The organism is Chitinophaga sp. RAB17 (genome assembly GCF_052114225.1).
GTDB lineage: Bacteria > Bacteroidota > Bacteroidia > Chitinophagales > Chitinophagaceae > Chitinophaga.
This window is the reverse complement of sequence record NZ_JBFREI010000015.1, coordinates 55,228-76,937: the sequence shown is the minus strand read 5'-3', so window position 1 is coordinate 76,937 and position 21,710 is coordinate 55,228. Positions and strand designations below refer to the sequence as shown.

At 46.8% G+C, this 21,710-nt stretch carries 3 protein-coding genes; all 3 read right to left on the bottom strand.

The window, feature by feature from the left end; genetic code table 11:
* Positions 1 to 4 precede the first annotated feature (4 nt).
* The 3 genes from AB4Z08_RS31930 to AB4Z08_RS31920 are packed head-to-tail and all read right to left on the bottom strand — an operon-like array spanning position 5 to position 21,697.
* Entirely contained in the window at positions 5 to 8,635 is an 8,631-nt protein-coding gene (locus AB4Z08_RS31930; protein ID WP_441577841.1) for an amino acid adenylation domain-containing protein, read from the bottom strand.
* Between the two features lie 46 nt (positions 8,636 to 8,681).
* A complete protein-coding gene (locus AB4Z08_RS31925; RefSeq protein ID WP_441577840.1) occupies positions 8,682 to 11,978 on the bottom strand; it encodes an amino acid adenylation domain-containing protein in 3,297 nt (1,098 codons plus the stop codon).
* Positions 11,979 to 12,016: 38 nt separating this feature from the next.
* Positions 12,017 to 21,697 carry an amino acid adenylation domain-containing protein gene (locus AB4Z08_RS31920; protein WP_441577839.1) on the bottom strand — a complete coding sequence of 3,227 codons (9,681 nt, stop codon included), beginning with the start codon at positions 21,695 to 21,697 and terminating at the stop codon, positions 12,017 to 12,019.
* Positions 21,698 to 21,710: the final 13 nt, after the last annotated feature.

Here is a 21,710-nt window from a genome sequence, read left to right as displayed (position 1 = left end):
TGTTTTAATTGAAAAGCTCATTAATGGTATCCAGCGTTTCCATTGACAACCCTTTGTAGGTAAGGTCGCTGGGCGTCAATTCGGTCTCTGTTTTGCCGGTACAATAGGCCACCATCTGTTGCAGACAGCTTTGGTAAGTGGTCATCAATAATTTCATGGTGGCCGATTCATATCGTTGCTGCGGATAAATGACCGTCATCTGTAGTTCATTGGTAACTACAATCCCGGTGATTTCAAGTTCAAAATCCCTTTCATCATCCGGATCACTGAGGAACCCTTCATCGCCTTCCACCCTGAAAAAGGAGTTATCCAGGTCAGTGGCAAACTGTCCCAGGTAATTGAAACATATTTGTGGCTGCTGTGTAAAATGTATATCGCTCTTATTCGCCGAATCAGTAAGATACCTGAGTACGCCGTATCCCATTCCTTTGTCGGGAACTGCTCTCATCTGTTCCTTTACGGACTTGATAACATGCCCCATGTCCAGCCCGGAGTCAACAGCAATCAACAGCGGATACAGACTGGTAAACCATCCCACACTTCTTGATATATCCACATCTTCCCATTGGTGTTCGCGGCCATGTGATTCCATTGCCAGCAATACTTCTGCGCGGCCAAATACTTTTGCCATGGTAATAACGAGTGATGTCACGAGGATTTCGGTGATCTCTGTATTGAATGCTTTGTTGGCCTGTGTAAGTAACTGTTGCGTTTCGCCCGCACTTAAACTGAAAGAGAGACGGGTGGCCGTTCTTCCGGTATTTATTCCTGACGGATAATCAGCGGCAAAGATGGAAATGGCATTTTCTTCCTGCGCACGCCAGAATGCTTTCTGCTCCAGTAGTTTCCGGCTATTGCTGTATTCCTGTAATTTTTCAGCCCAGTGTTTATAGGAATCTGTCTTTGCCGGAAGTGTGAGTACTGCTCCCGTTTTATATTGTTGATACAGGCTGTTTATATCTTCAAATAATATGCGCCAGGAGATACCATCGATCACCAGGTGATGTATGACGATTACCAATACGCTGCGTGATGCCAACAGGAACAGTCCCGGTTTCATCAGCGGTCCGCGTTCCAGATCTATGCCCGACTGTAGCTGTTCAATACTTTCCTGCAACTGTTCTTCCGGGTTAACCACGGAACGCAGATCCTGGAAGTGCATGTCCAGTGGCATACTGACCGGATTATTGAATGAAGTCACCCTGGTTTCATTCACCGAAAAAACCAGCCGGAGCGCATCATGATGCTCCTGTATTTTTGAGAAGATGGCTTTCATCATCTCCACATCCGCCCCCATGTCCAGTTGCAGTACCACCGCCTGATTATAGTGATGCCGCTGTTTTCTCGGCAGCTCAAAAAACCAGTGCTGCACAGGCGTAAGGCGTACTTTTCCCGTTACGGGCGCACTGTCGGCCACCCTGGTCGTTTTCTTCAGTATGGTGGCAAGATCACTGATATAAGGATACTGGAGAATATTACGCAGCTCCAGTTTATAACCGGCTATCTGCAGGCGTGAAAGAATCTGTATAGCTTTGATGGAGTCTCCTCCCATTTCAAAGAAATCATCATAGATGCCGATTTCCTCCCTGTTAAACACTGTTTTCCATATACCTGCCAGCAGGGTCTCTTTATCATTACGGGGCTCCTGATGCCCTTTATTATCCTGTTTACCTGTGCGTAGCGCCGCCAATGCTTTCCGATCGGTTTTTCCGTTAGGCGTCAGTGGCAGTTTATTTGTTGCTGTGAACTGTGCCGGCACCATATAACCGGGTAGTTTATCCAGCAAAAAAGAACGCAGTTCATCGGTAGCTGTGCCGTCTTTCATTACGCAGTACGCGCTGATAAAGGGACTGCCGTCCGGTCCTTTTTCCAGGATAACGGCATTTTCAGTTACCGCCGGATGTTTCAGCAATACCTTTTCTATTTCACCCAGCTCAATACGATATCCTCTTAATTTAACCTGGTTATCGGTACGGCCGATGATCTCCAGATGACCGTTCTGCCATCGTCCAATATCTCCTGTGCGATACAGCAGCCCGGGTGAAAGCTTCCGGAACGGATCCGGGACAAACCGCTCCCGGGTCAGCTCTTCCCTGTAAAGATATCCTGCTGCCACCCCTTCACCTCCTATATATATTTCCCCGGGAATGCCTTCCGGTACAAGGTTCATGTGCCTATCCAACACATAAATGAGCGTATTGGCCACCGGCCGGCCGGCATTAACCGGTTCATGCGGAGCAAGCCGCGCAACCGTTGACCAGATAGTTGTTTCCGTAGGTCCGTATACGTTATATACTGCTGCATTTGTGCCGGCGTGCAGGTCACGTAACAGCTCTTCCGGCAAGGCCTCGCCGCCGGCAATTATTTTCTTCAGTGATTGCAGAAATAACCTGGAATTATTGTCCGCCCACAGATTTTTCAATAAGGAGGGAGTGGTTTGAAGTACCGTGATGGCGGGCTTGTTGGTATCCTGACTACCTCCGCTATAGTTTTCCTTAAAGATGGCAAGTGTTTTTAATCCCTCCATTATTTTATCATGCGCTATTCCAAAATCTATCAGGCAGGCTATTTCTGTCACGCCCACAGCAGCGAGCTGCTGTACAATGCTATCGCAGGAGTCGGGCGTACCCAGCAACGCAGCGGTTTGCCAATAACGGTCAAATGCCAGTTGCGCTACTTCCTTCCACCATTCACTGGTTTCTTCTTTACTTTCCTGATCCCTGTTAAGTGTGGCGGTGATACGTTGCCGGAGATCAGCATTGGATAACAGGTATTCTTTGAAAGGCGCTTCCACCTCACGTCTTACCTGTTCCATATCTTCTCCCAGGAAGGTATGCAGCATGATAGAAATACGGGCTTTTTCAACAGGATGCCCATTGTCTGCCAACGTCTGTTTATAGAGACGGATGTTCTTATCCAGCTCCTCCAAATCCTGTCCGAGAAAATGCGTAAGAATATTGGCGCCGATTTCTCCCGCACGTCTGAAGGTATCAGCACTTCCCGAACTCGTTAGCCATACTGGTATATCTGTTTGCACAGGAGCAGGGAATATTTTTATAGCAATCTCTTTCCCCATCCCGTTTTTCCTGTGCAGAAGTCCTCCCTTCCAAAGTGTCTTAAACGCTTCTATCTGCGTATACATCTGCGCTTTCCGGTCTGCAAACGCTTCAGGATTAAAAACAAAATCATCTGCATGCCATCCGTAGGTCATAGACAGAGATACCCTTCCTCCGGAGATATTATCTACTACTGCCCATTCTTCGGCAGCGCGCACCACATCATGTAAAGGCAGTACAAGACTTCCTGCGCGGATATTCAGGTGATGCGTTTTTGCTGCAATAGCCGCGCTGATCACGGCAGGGTTGGGAAAGATTCCTCCAAACTGGTGGAAATGTCTTTCAGGCGTCCATACTGCTTCAAAGCCGTTGTTATCAGCAAAATCCACCGCATCAAACAATAACCGGTATTTATCTTCTGCCTGTTCCTGGTAACTGGCAAAGAAGAAAAGACTGAATTCCATCCGGATTTTATCACTGCGCTTCAGGAAAATATTGAAGTCCTCTACCTGACGTATATCCTTTTTTATCACAATACCGGTTCCCCTGCACAGTGTCCAGAAAAGTTCCAGTATGGATATATCAAAAGAGATAGAAGTTATAGCCAGCAATGTATCACCGGCATCCAGCCCCAGTGATGCATCCATGGCCGTAAAAAAATTCATGAGATTGAAATGCCGGACCATCACACCTTTGGGCGTGCCGGTGGAACCCGAAGTATAAATAACATAGGCTGCATCATCCGGTGCTGCACCTCCTGAAATATCAGTCACTTCAAATGACTGTAATTGTTTATCAATATTTTCAGGTGAGATAACAACCGCCTCAATGCCTGACAGCAGCGGTTCCCGGTCCGTCAGCAGCAAAGCACAACGGCTGTCTTCCAGTATAAACCGGATCCTGTCTGCAGGATACTCCGGATCTACCGGTACCCAGGCAGCGCCCGCCTTCACAATGCCCAACACACCGGTTATCATCAGTACTGACCGATCGGTCATCAATGCTACCAGGTTACCTTTGCTTACTCCTTTCTGTTGAAGCAAACGGGCAATACGGTTTGACTGTTTATTTATTTGTTCATAGGTAAATGTTGCCGCTCCGTCCCATACAGCTATTTTGCCGGAACAGGTGGCAGCCATTTTTTCAAAAAGTTCTTTTATAGTGATATCACGGGGATATGCTACCTCCGTCTTATTCAATACTTCAATCAATCTTCGCTGCTCCTCTTCCCCCATGTATGAAATACGATTGATGGATACGCTGTCATTCTCAATACCGGCCTTCATCATCTCCACAAAATGACGGGAAAGTCTTTCTATATAAGCATCGCTGAAAAGATCGCGGCTGAATTCAATATTTGCCTGCAATTCTCCCGCGTATTCATAACAATAAAATGCAAGATCATACTTGTTACTCCGGCTGTTGAGCCTAAAGGGCCGTATTGCGGCATTGCCCAGGCCAGACAGGTCACTGTTTTCTATAGATGTATTGTCGAAAGACAACAGGATATCGAACAGCGGCGACCTGCTGATATCGCGGTCAGGATTAAGCTGGTTCACCAGCATATCAAAGGGATACGCCTGATGCGCGAAGGCCGACAAGGTGGTTTCTCTTGTTTTTTCGAGCAGCTGCGCATAGTTATCATTTTCACTGATACGTGTACGAAGCGCCAGCAAATTCAGGTAGAATCCCACCTGGCCCGCAAGCTCATCGAGCTCTCTCCCGGCAACAGGCACGCCTATTACAAAGTCGTTCTGACTGGTATATCTATATAGCAAGGCATCCAGCGTTGTCAGCAGCACCATAAACACTGTTGCGCTCTTTTTTTCAGCATATGCTTTCAACTGCGCCGTAGTTGCTGCATCTATCACCAGCTGAAAAGCGCCTCCCTTACCCGACCTCACCGCCGGGCGCGGATAGCTGGCTGGCATATCCAACACCGGCAAATCGTCAGCAAACTGCTCCAGCCAGTATGCTTTATGCACGGCGTGACTTTCCAGTTGTAACTGCTGATGTTGCCATGCAGCGTAATCTTTGTATTGAATAGATAAAGGCGGCCACGGAATCTCCCGGTTGTCTATCAGACATTCGTAGCCTTCCCTGACTTCATTCATCAATATCCGTAAAGACCAACCATCAGAAATGATATGATGCATCGTACATGCAAACAAGTGCTCATTGTCCGACAAACGCGCCATGCGCACCCTCAGCAATGGACCAGTCGATAGATTAAAAGGCTTTATTGCGTTGCCTTCTACCCATCGTCTTACCGGTGAGTTTTCATCACCGGGATTTTCTTCTCCCTCAAATGCTATATATTCCCAATCCATCCGGTCTTCAGAAAAAGGATGAATAACCTGTACCGGTTCATCCTTATCCGTAGAAAAGGTAGTACGCAGACTATCATGCCTGGAAATGATTTCCGCAAAAGTTCGTTTTAATATTTCCGATTGCAGCGCTCCATGGATGGTATAGGCCACCGTCATGTTATAGGCACCGGTCTGTCCATCCAGCTGATCCAGCACCCATAACCGCTTCTGGGCAGGAGAAAGCGGATATACATCGTTTTTCTGCACGGCAACTATAGGTTGATAGCCACTTTTTCCGAGTGTAGATATATATGCCGACAGCTCCCGGATAGTTGGATTACTCAGAAATTCCCTCAATGACATTTTTACATGTAACTCCTTATATATCCTGGATATAATGCGGATAGCCCTGATGGAATGTCCTCCAAGTTCAAAAAAATTGTCGTTGATGCCGATCCTCTTGTCCTCCATTACCTCCTGCCACATCTGTGTAAGCTGCCATTCCAGCAATGTATGGGGAGGCTGATACAACGACTTACGGCTGTAGTATGCCGCAGGATCAGGCAATGCGCTATAGTCTACCTTACCATTACTTGTAAGTGGGAACGCGTCCAGCCGCACATAATAACCCGGAATCATATACACCGGGAGGTAACGCTTCAGAAAGGAGATAATATCCCCGTCATCCGGTACAGCAGGACCTGCGTAGTAAGCCGTCAGGCGGGAGCGATCAGCACCCGTAGCCACCACTGTTACCTGTTTGATTCCCTCAAAGCGCAGCAACACTTCTTCGATTTCAGCGGGTTCAATACGATATCCCCGGATTTTCAGTTGCCGGTCGATACGGCCTATATAATCAATCTCCCCCGTTTCCAGCCACCTGCCGGCATCTCCCGTTTTATACAAACGTGTGCCGGGGCGGAAAGGATTCTCTCTGAATTTCCCATTGTCTGCATCCGTCGCATTCAAATATCCATGCGCAAGCACCGCCCCCCCGATACAGATCTCCCCTGTTACACCTACAGGCAGCAGTTGCATAGATTCATCCACTATATATATATCAGCATTCACAATAGGATATCCGATTGTGATCTTCTCATCTGCTGATTTTATTTCCTTTACAATACAACCTACCGTTGCTTCCGTAGGGCCGTATTCATTGAATATGCGGATTTGCGGATTCAGTTTTCTAAGCAGCCCAACCTGCTCCCCGGTAAGTGCTTCCCCTCCTACAATAGCCAATGCCACATCCGTTGAATGGATACCACAGCTGCTCAACATGCTGATATGTGAGGGAGTTAACTTCACCGTATGAACGCCTGACCCGGGACGGAATATAGCAGTCAGCGCATCCGATATTTCTGCTGCTTCAACAACTACAATGGCACTGCCACGCAGTAGTGGTGAAAAAATGCTTGTCAGCGTCAGATCAAATGATAAGGACGTAAAAAATGCAAATGGCTGACCGGCTGCATTCTCAAAGTAGTACCGGTTAGCCCAGTTCACATAATTGGAGAAACTGCGTACGCCAACCTTAACGCCTTTGGGTTTGCCCGTTGTACCCGAAGTATAAATTATATAAGCGACATCATCATCACTATACGCCTGACCAACAGCATCCACCGGGGATTGCTTTATCAGCTCCCATTGATCCGGCAGCGATATCCCGCGGAGATGTGCTATATCAAAATGACTGAACAATGAAGCGTCTGTTGCCAGCCACACCAAAGCGCCACTATCTTCCACAATATATTTCACCCTGTCGGCCGGATAATTAAATTCCAATGGGATGAACGCCGCCCTTGCCTTTAGTATGGCGAGTATGCCGATAATTGTCCATTCCGATCTACCCATTAACAATCCTACATGATCTCCGGGATGGACTCCCTGTTCATGAATAAGATAATATGCAAGTTGGTCCGACATTTCGTGTAGGTCCCTATAGCTGAGCACTCCACCACTGAATATCAGTGCCGGCTCACCAGCATAGCGTCCCGCCTGCTCACGCAGCATGGGTACCAGCGCTGCTATTGGCTCCTGCTGCACCGCAAGGTTGAGTTTTTCCATCATCAGCGCACGTTCCTCGCCGGAGAGGATACTGACGAGGTCAACTGCCTGATCGGGATCTGCCAACACATTACTGACAAATGCCAGCAACTGATTACTGAGGATGGTTACTGCAGCAGATGTAATATGATTTTCATCAAAATACCAGTTGATATACAACCCTTTTTCATATGCCTGCACAAACGCTTTTACAACAAAATTTTCATTTTTGACCAACAGCTGCCTGATCTCAAAATTAACTGCCCCTGCTTTTAATTTTTCACGGCAGTCGAGATATTCATAGCCTGCGTAATAGGCTGGCCTGTCTTCATTTGCAGTAATCACCGGATCAAATCCTTCCTTCCAGGTGAGTATGTTTCCATACAGCTCTCTGAAAGCGGCGAGCAATGTTGTAAACGTTGCTCCTTCTGCTACAGGAAAATGAAAAGGCAATGTCCTCGACATGTTTCCGATACCAGACAGCAGGGGGGCATATTCCCGCTCATTTATCACATATCCGAAATGAATTGCACCACGGGTATACCGATGAAGTAATCCGGCGAAACAAGCAGCTAAAAATGCTTCCGTATTACAGGCATGCCTTTCGCAAAACCGCTGGATCTGTTCGTTCAACCCTGCGTCCACAGCCGATTCCATTACCTGTATATTCGGTACTGCTACGGATGTTCTCCCATAGGGGAATATTTCGGAAGAAAACAAAGCAGCGTCGTGTTCTTTCCAGAAGGCGCTTCCCTCCTCTTCCGGCATGTCCAATAGTTCCTGCTGCCATGTTGCAAATTGCCCGTATTGCAGGGCGATATCGCTTACGTCTTCGTCTGCGTATAGCCGTGCCAGTTCTGATACGATATTCCGGAGGGAAACGCTGTCTGTTGCCAGCAGCGGAAGATGAAGGGTCAGTTGGTGCTGTTGGGCAGATACCTCCTGCAGTTCCGCCCGTAATACCTGCATGTGTTGCAGATATCCAGGTTGGAAGGGTTCTACTACCTGGATGGGATAAGCGTTGTTATCCTGCACACGGTACACGGTGCGCAGTATTTCATGTCGTTCCACCAGCTTATCCAGGCAGCGCATGAATTTGGTAGTATCAAGCGGGCCTTCAATGCTGACGGTGCACTGTCCATAATAATCCCCGCCGCTCCGCATAAGCTGGAAGGACCGCTTTTGCTGCGGAGACAACGCATACATTTGATTAGATTGCTCCATATTGATCTCTGAAGTATTTATCACGCTATGGTTTGTTATAACGTGATCATGATTTCATTAAACGCTGCAGATTGCGTAAGCGGACATGTTCCCTCGCCGTTTCCTGTCCATTCAATTTGTGCGAGGCATAGGAGGTAGCTACATCTCCCATTTGCTGATGGGGATGCCTTAATATATTGTTCAGGACAAAAATCAGGTCTTCCCCCAGCGAAGCCACGGTAGATTCTCTGAATATATCCTTGTTGTATTCAAAGTAGCATTCAAGATGGTGTGGCAATAACACCGCCTTTAAGCAAATATCACTTTTCACCGATCGATGGCCGGTATCCAGTTCTGACAGTTGCGTACCATCTTCCAGTTGAAGCGATGCAATATCAAACAGCGAATCAATATTGTAAAAATGGAATCCTGCATCGAAAAGCGGATTACGGCTGCGGTCTACCGGAACATTGATGTCTGTTATAATACTATCAAAGGGATACAGTTGCCGTGCATAAGCTTCCATCGCAACATGCTTCACTGTTGACAACAATTGTTCAAAGGTGTTTTCATTGTTAAACCTGACCAGCAGCGGAAGCGTGTTGACGAAAAAGCCAACCATATCCTCCCATTCCCTTTTCTCCCTTCCGGCGACGGTAATACCAACTACTATTTCCTGCTGCCCGGTACGGATATAAAGAAGCATATAGAACGCGGCCAGCAATATATCGGAAACTGTTGCCTCGTACTCCAGACTCATTTCCCGGAGTTGCGCCACCATATCCTGATCAACGGCAAACGCATACATCGCAGCATTAAATGTTTGTTTCGAAGGGCGGGGGAAGTCTGCCGGTAGCTGCAGCGGTGCCACCGGCCTGCTGAACTGATCTTTCCAATACCTGCTGTACCCTGCGTTGTGCTGCGCAAGATGTTCCCTCAGCCAGGCCACATAATCCCTGTATTGCAGTGTAGTCAAAGGCAACAGCGGATCTGTTTTCTTTAAACCTGCATTATACAATGCTATTATTTCTTTAAACATGATCTCCATCGACCAGCCATCACATACAATATGATGCATAGTAAGGGACAGCACATGTTCATCATTACCGGTACGGTAAAGGCTAAAGCGGAGCAACGGTCCCACTTTCAGGTCGAAAGGCACCCCGCTTTCTTCCTGTAATATTTTCGTCAGCGCAGCCTCCGGATCATCAGATGATCTTAGTTCTATCGCATCCAGACGGAAGCTAAAATATGCTGTCGGTTTTATTTCCTGTTTCAATTCTCCGTCAACAAAGGCAAAAGTGGTACGGGTGCTTTCATGCCTGTTGATCACTTCCAATAATGCGTTGTGCAGTATATTGGTATTGAGTGGTCCTTTTAACCGGTAGGCCACCGGAATATTGTATACATCGCCGGCTTCCTGCTGTTGATGCTGCAGCCATAATCTGAGCTGCCCGTTTGATACATCGTAGTATTGTTGTTCCCCGGTTCTGGTAACTGTCGCTGTATTTTCTTCCGACAATGCCAGTATTAACTCCGCCTGTTGCTGAATAGTAGGATGACTAAAGATATCCGTAATTTTCAGTGCTGCTCCTAATTCAACAGAGATGCGGGACGCCAGTTGAACCGCGCGCAGCGAGTGGCCTCCTACCTGAAAAAAAGAAATGTCCCTGCTCATCTTGTTCATCCCCAGTATGCCGGTCCATATTTTTTCAAGCGCCACCTCAGTATCGTTGACAGGGGCCTTAAACTCCAGGTCATTCATCAAAAACCCTTTATTGAGGGTTAACGAACGCCGGTCTATTTTTCCATTGGAAGTAAGTGGAAATTCCTTCATCTGAATAAGATACCCAGGGAGAATATTCCTGTTCAGCAATGTTTCAAGATGAGCTCTCAATTCGTCTCTGCCAACGTTTTCGCCGGTATAGTAACAGATGATCTCCTGTTGATTATCACTGTTCTTATGTGCTTTAACTACCGCCTGCTCAATACCTTCTTTCTTTAATACCGCCTGCTCTATTTCGCTTAACTCTACTCTTACCCCGTTTACCTTTATCATATCATCAAGACGCCCAAGTACTTCTATCCGTTTATCTTTCAGATAGCGTCCCTGATCTCCTGTCTTATACACAATATCCTCTCTGTCGGCCACCAGCGGGTTCTGAACAAACACCTGTTTTGTCAGTGATTCATTACCGTAATAACCCTTTGATACAAATGGGGTTTTAATGTAGATTTCTCCGATTTCTCCCGGCCGGCAGATATTTTTCCCGTTTAATATTACGACAGAAGTATTGTCAATAGGTTTACCCACAGGTAATACTGTGGCGGTGTCCCCGCTTACTTCCCCTATCCGTTCAAACACTTTTATCAGCGTTGTTTCCGTAGCTCCGTACAGGTTAACCAGCGCCGTATTTTCTCCCGCCAGCGCACGCCACTGCAACACATCACGTGCATAGAGTACCTCACCTGCCAGCAAAATGTATTTAAGATCCGGGAAATTATATCCTGTACCACCGGCTTTCTGCATTTCCTTTGTAATCGCTCTGAACAGGGACGGAACACAATGTATCAGGCTTATTCTTTCAGATATGATCCACTGAATCAGTTGATGCAGTTGCTGCCTTGTTGCTTCCGGAGGAATACAAAGTATTCCTCCGGAACAAAGCGGCGTGAGTATATCCCGCAGGGAAGCATCGAAGGTGATCTGCGTAAGCTGGCTCACCCTGTGCCTGTTGTCGATGCCAAATTCCTTTATTTCCCAATGAATGAAATGGCTCAGGCTTTCCTGCTTTCCGAGTATGGCTTTGGGATGACCGGATGACCCGGATGTGTAAAATATATAGTTTCCATCTTCTCCGCTGGAAATCAGCTCAGGATTATCTGCCCGCAGCATTCCGGTATCAATTACCATCTGATGATATTCCTCATTGCGCCGATGCTGTACCGTAAAGTCGTATGATTCATCCATCACCACCAGGTAGTCCGCCCAGGCGCCTATCCTGTTCTGCAGCTCGTATATGCGTTTTTCGGCCTCCTGCTGTACGATCAGCACCGGCGGAAAAGAGCTGTCAAATATCTGCCTGAATCTTACATCGGAAAAGTCGTTGGATAACGGAAGATATATGACGCCTGCCTTGAAAACTGCCAGCATAGACATTACCTGTTCGATACCGGGATCCATCAGTACACCGGTGATTTTATCTCCGTGCCAGGAAATACTTCTTAAGAAATGAGCGAGCCTGTTGGCAGCTGTGTTCAGCTCCCCGTAAGTTACTTCCCTGGTACCTTTCCGGATACCAATGTTATCAGGATGCGCCCGGGCTCTTTCTTCGAAAACCGTATGTATTATTTTTTTGTCCATAGGTCGATGATTAAAATAATAAGACAGCAGGCAAACCACTATTGCATGAAAGCCCTCGCATCCACATCTGCGTCTGCATCTGCATGAAAACGGATATCAGACAACAGCACCTGGTCATTGCCGATCAGTTGAGAGATCAGTTGGAACAGGTCTTCCTTCAGTTCAATGATGGTTTCTTTTTTAAACAGGTCGGTATTGTACTCTATTACAATCGTCACCATTCCGTTTTTAAATACAAATCTGAACAGCAGATCAAATATGGCGGCAATTGTTTGTGGAGCTATTACTTCAACAGGGAATTTCGCCAACTGTAACAGGTCGTTGTCAGCTTCCTCCATGACTACCATTACGTCGAACAACGGAGAACGGCTGGGGTTCCTTTCCAATCCGAGATCGGCCACCAGTTTAACAAAAGGATATCCCTGGTGTACAAATGCCTCCAGCATCGCTTCCCTCATACTCAATAAAATATTTTTCAGACTGTCGTTTCTGCTGCATCTTGTCCTGATGGCCAGTTTGTTTACATAATAACCTACCTGCTCTTCCAGATCGTAATGATCCCTGCCTGCCACCGGCGTCCCCAGCACAATATCTTCCTGCCCAGTATACCGCATCAGCAAAGCATTTACAACACCCGACAAGGTCATAAATACTGAACTTCTTATCCGACGTCCTATGTTGACCAATGCCAGAGTATGAGCAGCGTCCAGGTGCAACATTTCCATACTACCGGAAAAACTTTTCACTGCAGGACGGGGAAAGTCAGTGAGCAATTCCAGCACCGGCACATCCTCACCAAACTGATCGAGCCAGTAATCACCGCTTTTATTCCAGTCACCGGTAGCAAACAGCCTGTTCTGCCATCCTGCATAATCTTTATAATGTATCCTTAACGGTGGTAAAGTGTAGGCATCATCCCGCTCAATGGCATCATACGCGGTGACCATATCTTTGAACAACACAGCAGTGGACCATTGATCAGAGATAATATGATGAATTGTAAAGATAAAAACGAAGGAATCGTCCGCTATCTGCAGCAGCCGGGCGCTCAGTAGCGGCCCCTTCTCCAGGTCAAACCCCTGCAACTGTTCCTGCATGATCAACGTTTCCAGATCCTCCACCACATTGTCATGTGTTCTCCAGTCTTCCGGATGCAATGCAATGCCGCTTTCTGCATACGAGTGTACTCTTTGCCATGGCTGATCATCCTTCGTAAAAAAAGTAGTTCTCAATATTTCATGTCGTTTCACCACCTCAATAAATGCGCGGCAGAACAACTCCGGATTAAAGTCCTTCCCGAATCTGTAAGCAGATGACATATTATGTGCGGAAGTCAGATTCTTTTCATACCGGTCCAATATCCAGAAATCCTGTTGTGCAAAAGACAGTTCGTACGCATCTGCAACCGATGAAGCCGGAATAACAGGGCTGTTTTCTTCCGGCAGGTGCGCAATATGCTGCTCCAGTTTACGGATAGTAGGATAGGCAAACACAGACCGTAAATCCGGTTTTTTATTCAGCCTGTAATGTATTCTGGTAACAACAGCTGTTGCATTCAGCGAATGGCCACCAAGATCAAAGAAGTTGTCATCAGGATGCACGGGGCCACAACGAAGTACTTCATCCCAGATCATCGCCAGCTTTTGTTGCTGCCTGCTGACCGGTTCATTATTTATAACAACCACCACGGATGCACTTTCCTGTTCCTGGATTAACAACGCAGTATCCACCTTTCCATTTGGCGTAAGAGGGAAAGTGTCGAGACATACCAGTCTCGAAGGCAGCATATAATCCGGCAGGTAAACGGCGAGATAATTTTTCAACGCAGCAGCATTATATTCATCACTCCCACGGAATTCCTGCTTTAATATATAAAAAGCCAGCAGCACATATTCCCCCTGACTGTTTTTGTCTGTCAGCACAATCGCTTCCTTTACCGCCTCATGTTTTAACAGTAATATTTCTGTCTCGGCAGGTTCAATACGGTGGCCTCTGATCTTTATCTGTTTATCTTTTCTGCCCGTGAAGATGATGTTGCCGTCATCCAGCCAGTAACCAATATCTCCCGAACGATATACCGGTATTTCCCGGCCATGAACATGTATGTTAACAAATCGCTCTTGGGTCATTGACAAAAGACGGAGATAACCGGGAGCCAGATTATCTCCTCCTATATATATCTCTCCCGGCACGCCAACAGGCACCTGCTGTTCGTCCACATCAAGAATATGTATATCTGAATTGAAAACAGGCTTGCCTATCGGTGGTCTTAGCATCAGGTCCGGACGCGCCGGATCTGCCAGATAGGCTGTAACCACATGGGTTTCTGATGGACCGTAAAAATTATGCAGCTGAATATGCGGATACTTCTTCAACACACTCTTTAATCCCGCGCCTACCAGCAATTGTTCCCCGGTGGAAATAATATGTTTTACCTGCTCAAATCCATTGTCATCTACCTGACTGAAGAACTGACTCAGCACCGAAAACGGAAAGGAAATAATCTCAATCCCCTGTTGTGTGATATAATCCTTCAGCACGGGAAAGTTCAACCGCATATTTTCCGGGATAAGGAAAATTTTTCCTCCTGAAGAAAGGCTGAAAAAAACATCGTGATAGGATGCGTCAAAACTGAAAGAGGCATATTGCAACAGTGACAGCCCCCATCCCAACTGCGAGCCATAAAGGTCCCACAGCGTGAGATTGAACATCATGCGGAACGTTTGTAATACTCCTTTGGGATTACCCGTGGAACCGGAAGTATAGACGATATAACAAAGATCTTCAGGTACAAATGGTACCGCCGGTTCAGTTGTATCATAACCTACCAGGTCCACCGCATCGATATCAATCACGGTGCCCGTATAGCCTGCCGCTTTTCCGGCAAGTCCAGCTTCTGTGAGAAGCAGCTTAGGCGCGGCATCCTGTATAATATAGGCTACTCTGGCCTCCGGAAGTGTATGGTCAATATTTACAAAACAGGCGCCTGCTTTGGATATAGCCAATAACGTGATCACCGACTTCTCCGAACGGTCAAGCATAATGCCGATAATATCCGGCGCTTTTACCGACCAGGTCTGCATCAGATAGTGCGACAAGCGGTTGGCGGCATCATTCAGCTCCCTGAAGGAAAACTGTTGCTCTCTACAGACCAGCGCTATCGCATCAGGCGTTTTATTTACCTGGTCCGTCAGAAGCGTCAACAACGTTTGACCCTCCGGATATCGGAAATGTGTATTATTAAAAGCCTGGAGCATTTCCTGCTCATGCAGACTGATATAGGAAAGATGACGTATAGGCGTATTACCACCAGTGAGCACAACGGAGATCAGCTGTTGAAAATTATCCCCCATCCGCTTTATTCTTGCGGCTGTAAACAGGTTGGTGTTATATTCAATGGTAACGGATAATTTTTCAGCAGACTGTATAAAGATAAAGGTCAGATCAAATTGTGTTACGGATACAGGCACCGGATATTTCTCTATCAATAATCCATCAGGAGCATCGATCACACCACTGGCTTCTTCCTCCTGCAGAAAAACCATCATCACATCAAACAGCGGCGCCCTTCCCTGGTTATACTGTACAGGCACTTCTTCCAGCAGGCGTCCGAAGGAATAATCACGATGCATCAGTCCGTTCACCACAATTTCCTTAACGGCAGTCAGTAGCTGCCCGAAAGAATGCTCCTTGTCGATCTGACATCTGAGAGGAAGCATATTTATATACAACCCGATCTGATCTGCTAACTGATGATGGCTTCGTTCATCCACCGGCGTTCCGATTACCATATCCTGCTGGCCGGTATATTTATGAAGCAGCGTTACCAATGCGGATAACAGGGTAACGAAGAGTGTAGTATCGTTTTTATGTGCCTGCTGTTTTAAGGAGCTGTACTGCCCATCCGTGAGGGTAAAATGCAGACTGTCTCCGTTAAATGTTTTTGTAGCCGGTCTGGGGAAATCTGTTGGCAATTCCAGCACCGGAACGCCTTTCTCAAACTGACGCATCCAATACGTTTTTGCTTCCTGCCAGGCAGCAGTAAGATCAGCCTTGTTTTTCCAGGTGGTAAAATCCCGGTACTGCAACGGCATTGGCGGCAACGGGTCAGCAATATTATTCCTGCCCGCCTCGTAAAAGGCAAGCAGTTCCCGGATGAAAATTTTCATAGACCATGCATCCGAAATAATATGATGCATCGACAACAACAAGACGTATTTTTCTTTATTCCGCTGCAGTAGTTTCGCCCTCAGCAATGGTCCTGCTTCCAGATCGAAAGGCGCTTTTGTTTCCCTCTCCATTATCTCCAGGATCACCTTTTCGCTGTCGGGAGCATTACTGAGATCCCTATATTCCAGGCCATTTACCTGTTGTAATATTTTTTGTACCAGGCGTCCGTTTATCTGAACAAAAACGGTACGCAGACTTTCATGCCGGGCTGTTATCAACTGCAGGCTTCTTTCCAGCACCTGTTTGTCAAGAGCACCACTGATATCGAGCCTCCAGGTCATATTGGACCCCAGGTATCCTTTCTCAAACTGATCTATCACCCATAAGCGTTGCTGTGCTGCAGATACCTCGTAATAATCATTATCCGGTACATGCAGTATTCCGTCCTCTTCCGCCTGATCATTATCCTGGATAAGGCTGGCCATTTCTGTCAGAACCGGCTGCAGGAATATATCCTTAAATTCCAGTCTGACACCAAATACCGCCAGAATGCCGGCAGCAAGCCGCATCGCCTTGAGGGAATCTCCTCCCAGTGTAAAGAAGTTATCGTACAATGCAGGAAGCGGGCCGCCCAACACTTCTCTCCATATCCCTGCAAGTTGCTGTTCCGTTGCAGACAAGGGCATAGCCAATGAGGCATCGTACCCCATCTGTACATTGTCTGTAGCCGGCATGGCGTTCCTGTCAATTTTTCCATTGGCGGTTGCAGGAAAAGCGCTCATCGGAACTACAACGGCAGGTATTTCGTAGTAAGGCAATATATGCTGAAGACTGCGGAGCAAATCCGCCGGTTTGTTTTCCTGGTTAAAAATAACATAGGCAACAAGGAACTTCTCTCCGTTCTGATTTTCACGTGCCAGCACTACTGCATCTTTTACATTATGCTGCCGGCATATGGCCGTTTCCACTTCTGCAAGTTCCACACGATATCCCCTGATCTTTACCTGCGTATCGCTTCTTCCCAGGAACTGTATCGTACCATTGTCCTGCCATCTTCCTATATCTCCTGTTTTGAACAACAAAGCATTGGCATGAAATGGATGCTTAATAAAACGGAGCATATCTTCTCCGGGATTTACATATCCTCTTGCCAGTCCGGCGCCGCCGAGATAAATTTCTCCGGACATGCCGGCAGGTACAGGCTGCAGCCGATCGTCCAGGAGATATACTTCCCGGTTCACCACTGGCCGGCCAATACTGTATACATCTCCTATATCATTTATTTTTCCATAGGTAGCGCAGATAGTACATTCAGTAGGTCCGTATGTATTATAGATTTCCAGGGCCGGGAAATCAAGAAGGTGACTAATATAGGAGGGTTTTAATTCATCGCCTCCGCTGATGAGTACCCTGAGCCCTTCCAGCCGCCTGCTTTCCTTGTTCAGTTCATTTATCACCAATGGCGTTGTAGACAGCACCGTTGCTTTATGGTCTTTTATTGCTGCAAAGATTCCTTCTATATCCCGGCCCCCGTTTTTCAATATGGTTACCGATGATCCGCTGCATATTGCCGGGAAAATTTCTTCAATGGAGGTATCAAAAGACAGGGAAGCTTGCTGAATCACATTATCTTCCGGAACAAGGGAAAAATAGGCAGCAAATGTCTGCACATAATCCATCATGGCGTGATGTGTGATCATAACGCCTTTAGGCTGACCTGTTGACCCGGAGGTGTACATAATATAGGCCAGATCACCCGGCGTATTCCAATGTGGAAGATGACGGGTTTCCTCTTCGATATCATTCCCATACCCTTCATTCAGCAGGACTATCTCCAGGTTGGTTGTCTTTCCGCTGTAAGCAGCAGCATCACTGACAACAATCGCCTTTACATTGGCATCTGCTGCCATAAACGCTATTCTTTCAGCTGGCAGATCGGGGTCCATTGGCACATAAGCTGCTCCGGACTTCAACACTGCCAGTAAAGCCACTATCATTTGCTCATTGCGGGGTAACAGCAACCCTATTCTGTCTTCCCGGGAAATATTCAGCCGCTGGCGGAGATATCGTGCCAACCTATTACTTTGGCGATTCAATACATCATAGGAAAGTTGTTCTCCTTCAAATATAATGGCAGGGCGATCCCCAAATGCAGCCGCCGCTGCTTCAAAAAACTGCTGAACACATGCGTAAGGAGGGGCCGCAACAACAGGCCCACGAGACATATCCAGCATACGAACTGCTTCTTCCTCCTCCAGCATATTCACCTGCCCTACCGGTAGTGCAGGCGCATCCATCATCCCCTCCAGCAACTTTACAAACCGGTTACCCATCGTGGTTATAAATCCGTCTGTAAACAATCCTGAATTATAGCGGATACTCAATTGCAGAGAATGATGTTTTTCCCGGAACTCCAGCTCCAGATCCACCATACTGGAATAAACAGCTGTTTTTGCCGGGCTGATTTTCAGGTCTGCATAATTGTGCTCGAAAGAAAAACCATGTTCAAAATTCTGGAATAATACCAGCACGTCGAAAAGTGGAGAAGACGTCGTCTGCTGCCTTATGCCCGGCTCCTCTGCCAGGTATTCAAAGGGATATTCACTATGTTCAAAAGCACCGAGTACTGTATGTTTTACTTTATCTGTCAGTTTTTCAAAAGAATCTTCGTTATCGGAAGCCGTTCTCAATATAACCGTATTGATATACAAACCGATATTATCCAACAGATCCTCATGTGTTCTTCCGGAAACATCCGTGCCGAAAAGCATATCTTTTCGCCCGGTATATTTTCTGAACAACACATGCAGTGCAGCTATTAATGTTATAAACAGGGAAACATTTTTCTGATGACTGTAGGTATATATTTTCTCCGTCAAAGAAGAGGGCAACCCAAATAATATTGACCGGCCGTAATATGTTTGCGGTTGTGCAGCAGGGGTACCAGCGAGCCTGAGCAATGGAGGCGCAGCCAGCAGCACATTTCTCCAATATGTTTTTTGTACCTCCGCTACGGGTAACTGCCTTCTCTGCTGCTGCCATGCRCAAAAATCCCTGTACTGGCTTTTAACTTCATTCAATTCAGGAGGAAGTCCGGAATGATAACAGTCATATAGTGAGAGAAATTCTTTTCTGAAAATTCCGATCGACCAGCCGTCACAAACCATATGATGGATGATAAACAGGAAAACATACCGGTCGGTTCCCATTCTGAAAAGAACACCGCGGAGCAATGGACCACCCGCCAGGTCAAATGCCTGCTGTACCTGCCATTTTATTTCTTCCTGCAATGCTTCTTCTTTTGAAGCAGTCAGTTGAAGGTCCCGTTCAATAAGTGCAAATCGGACTTCTCCTGCTGCATGTATTTTTTGCAGCAACCCATCCGGAGTCATGTGAAAAGTAGTCCGTAAAATTTCATGACGGTCGATGATGGTATCAAAAGCTTTTGTGAGCGCATTTTTGTCCGGTGTACCTATCATCTCATCGGCATTATACAGATGCAGGAAACCCTGGTTTTCCGGTAACTGCTGCATAAACCAGAACTTCTTCTGCAGTGCCGCTGTTTCATAAAGTGCCTGATTATCCACATGTGGCAGCGGCAACAAATCCGGAGCACCGTTGGCCTGTATCGCCACGGCCAAACCGGCTACCGTTGGATATTCAAAGAGATCACTTAAACTTACACGCAGATGAAGCGCCTTTTGCAGCCGAAGCACCAGCAGGTTGGCCTTTAAACTGTTAAGGCCATACTCAAACAGGTTATCGGTTACCAGAAGCGTATGATCCGGGAATAAAACCTGTGCCAGCGGCAATATCCGGTCTTCCATCGCCGCACCTTCATGGATATCTGTATTATCATCCGCCCGTAATGCAGCTATCTCACTCAACAGCGCATCATATGTTCCATCTTCATATTCTTCCACAAATTTATGATGCTGTATTTTTCCGCTGGTGGTCTTGAATATTTTCCTGACAGGGATAATTTTACCGGCATCGATCCCCAACTGGTTAAGCAGTTTTGTGCGGACCTTATCTATCAATGGCAACAGGCCAGGTAATGCATCTTTATACAGCAGAAAAATAAGTAGCTCATCCCTGCTCTCTGTGACATGCCTCAAGCTGCAGGCTACTACTTTGCCCGGGCCAATTTCTTCAATTTCCTGCACAACCCTTTCTATGTCCTGCGGGTAATAATTCTGCCCGTTGATGATAATGATATTTTTGATCCTGCCTGTAACAACCAGTCTCCCATTGTTCATGAAACCCAGGTCACCTGTTTTCAGCCATCCATCCGAAGTAAATACAGCCGTGGTTGCCTGTTGATGATGATAATATCCACTGGTTACATTGGCGCCCTGTATTTGAATTTCACCAATCACATTATCTTCTGCATCTCTTTCCTTTTCATGGCGGATTCTTACCCGGCAGGTATCAATGGGTTTTCCTACTTCTACAAACGTAACTGCATCGGCTTCCGCTGCCTGCCTTACTTTGTCACCTGCCTTCAGCGAGGTTCTGTCAAGAAAATATCCTTTCACTGAATCACCGGGATCTGGCAATGTTACTGCCACAGAAGCTTCTGCCAGCCCGTATCCGGGGTATATAGCAGTGGGCTTTAGTCCATACTTTTTCAGGGAAGCGCTGAATTCATCGCAGATACCAAGCAAAATTGGTTCTGCCCCGTTGTAAATAAGCCGTACTGCCGACAGGTCCCAGTTGTATCGTTCCTGTTTATTCATCGCCTGTAGCAGGTACTGGTAGCCGAAGTTTGGCGAATACAACAGAGATATCCTGTGTTGATGAGCTTTTTCAAGCCATAACAAAGGTCTGCGTATAAATAAACTAACCGGCATGATATACTGATCAATACCCGCTCTTACGCCTGTAAGATGCGCACAGATCATTCCCATATCATGCGTCAGCGGCATCCAGCTCAGCAAGCGATCCGAGGTGGTGATACCTGAGCGACTCATTATATCTGTGGTATTCGCAACAAGATTGTCATGCGTTAATGTCACCCCCTTAGGAGTACCGGTTGAACCGGAGGAGAATTGAATATAGGCAAGATCACTGCCGCTGATGGCAGGGAGTTCCGGTATCACATTCACTGCTTCCAACTCTTTGAATGGAATGGATTTCTGCTGAATTTGCAGCAAACGTTCCCCTTTGTGCTCACTGGCAGATAAAACCTTTACCAGTCTTTCCATTCCTGTATCATGCACCAGCAGCGGGTTGGTCAGTGTTTCCCATACCTGCGACAGCTTGATGTAATGCTCATCTGCAGTACCCACTGACAATGGAACAGGAACGGCCTTTATGAGCAGGCTTGCCCAGAAAAGCGTTAACAGGGATTTGTTATCAGCAACCAGGAAAACAATTTCATCGCCCGGAACCACTCCACGCTCCTGCAGCGCACCAGCCAGCCTGAATGCCGCCTTATGCACATCAGCATAGGATAGAAAATCTTCCGCAGAAGAACTATCAATGAACATGATTCCCCTACCTGGCACTGATGCCGCCTGCACTAATAGCTGAACCAAGGTATCCATGAAAAGATCAGTT

Coding starts and splice junctions, on each gene's coding strand:
- AB4Z08_RS31930 (WP_441577841.1), bottom strand. CDS start 8,635: ATGGAGCAATCTAATCAAATGTATGCGTTGTCTCCGCAGCAAAAGCGG.
- AB4Z08_RS31925 (WP_441577840.1), bottom strand. CDS start 11,978: ATGGACAAAAAAATAATACATACGGTTTTCGAAGAAAGAGCCCGGGCG.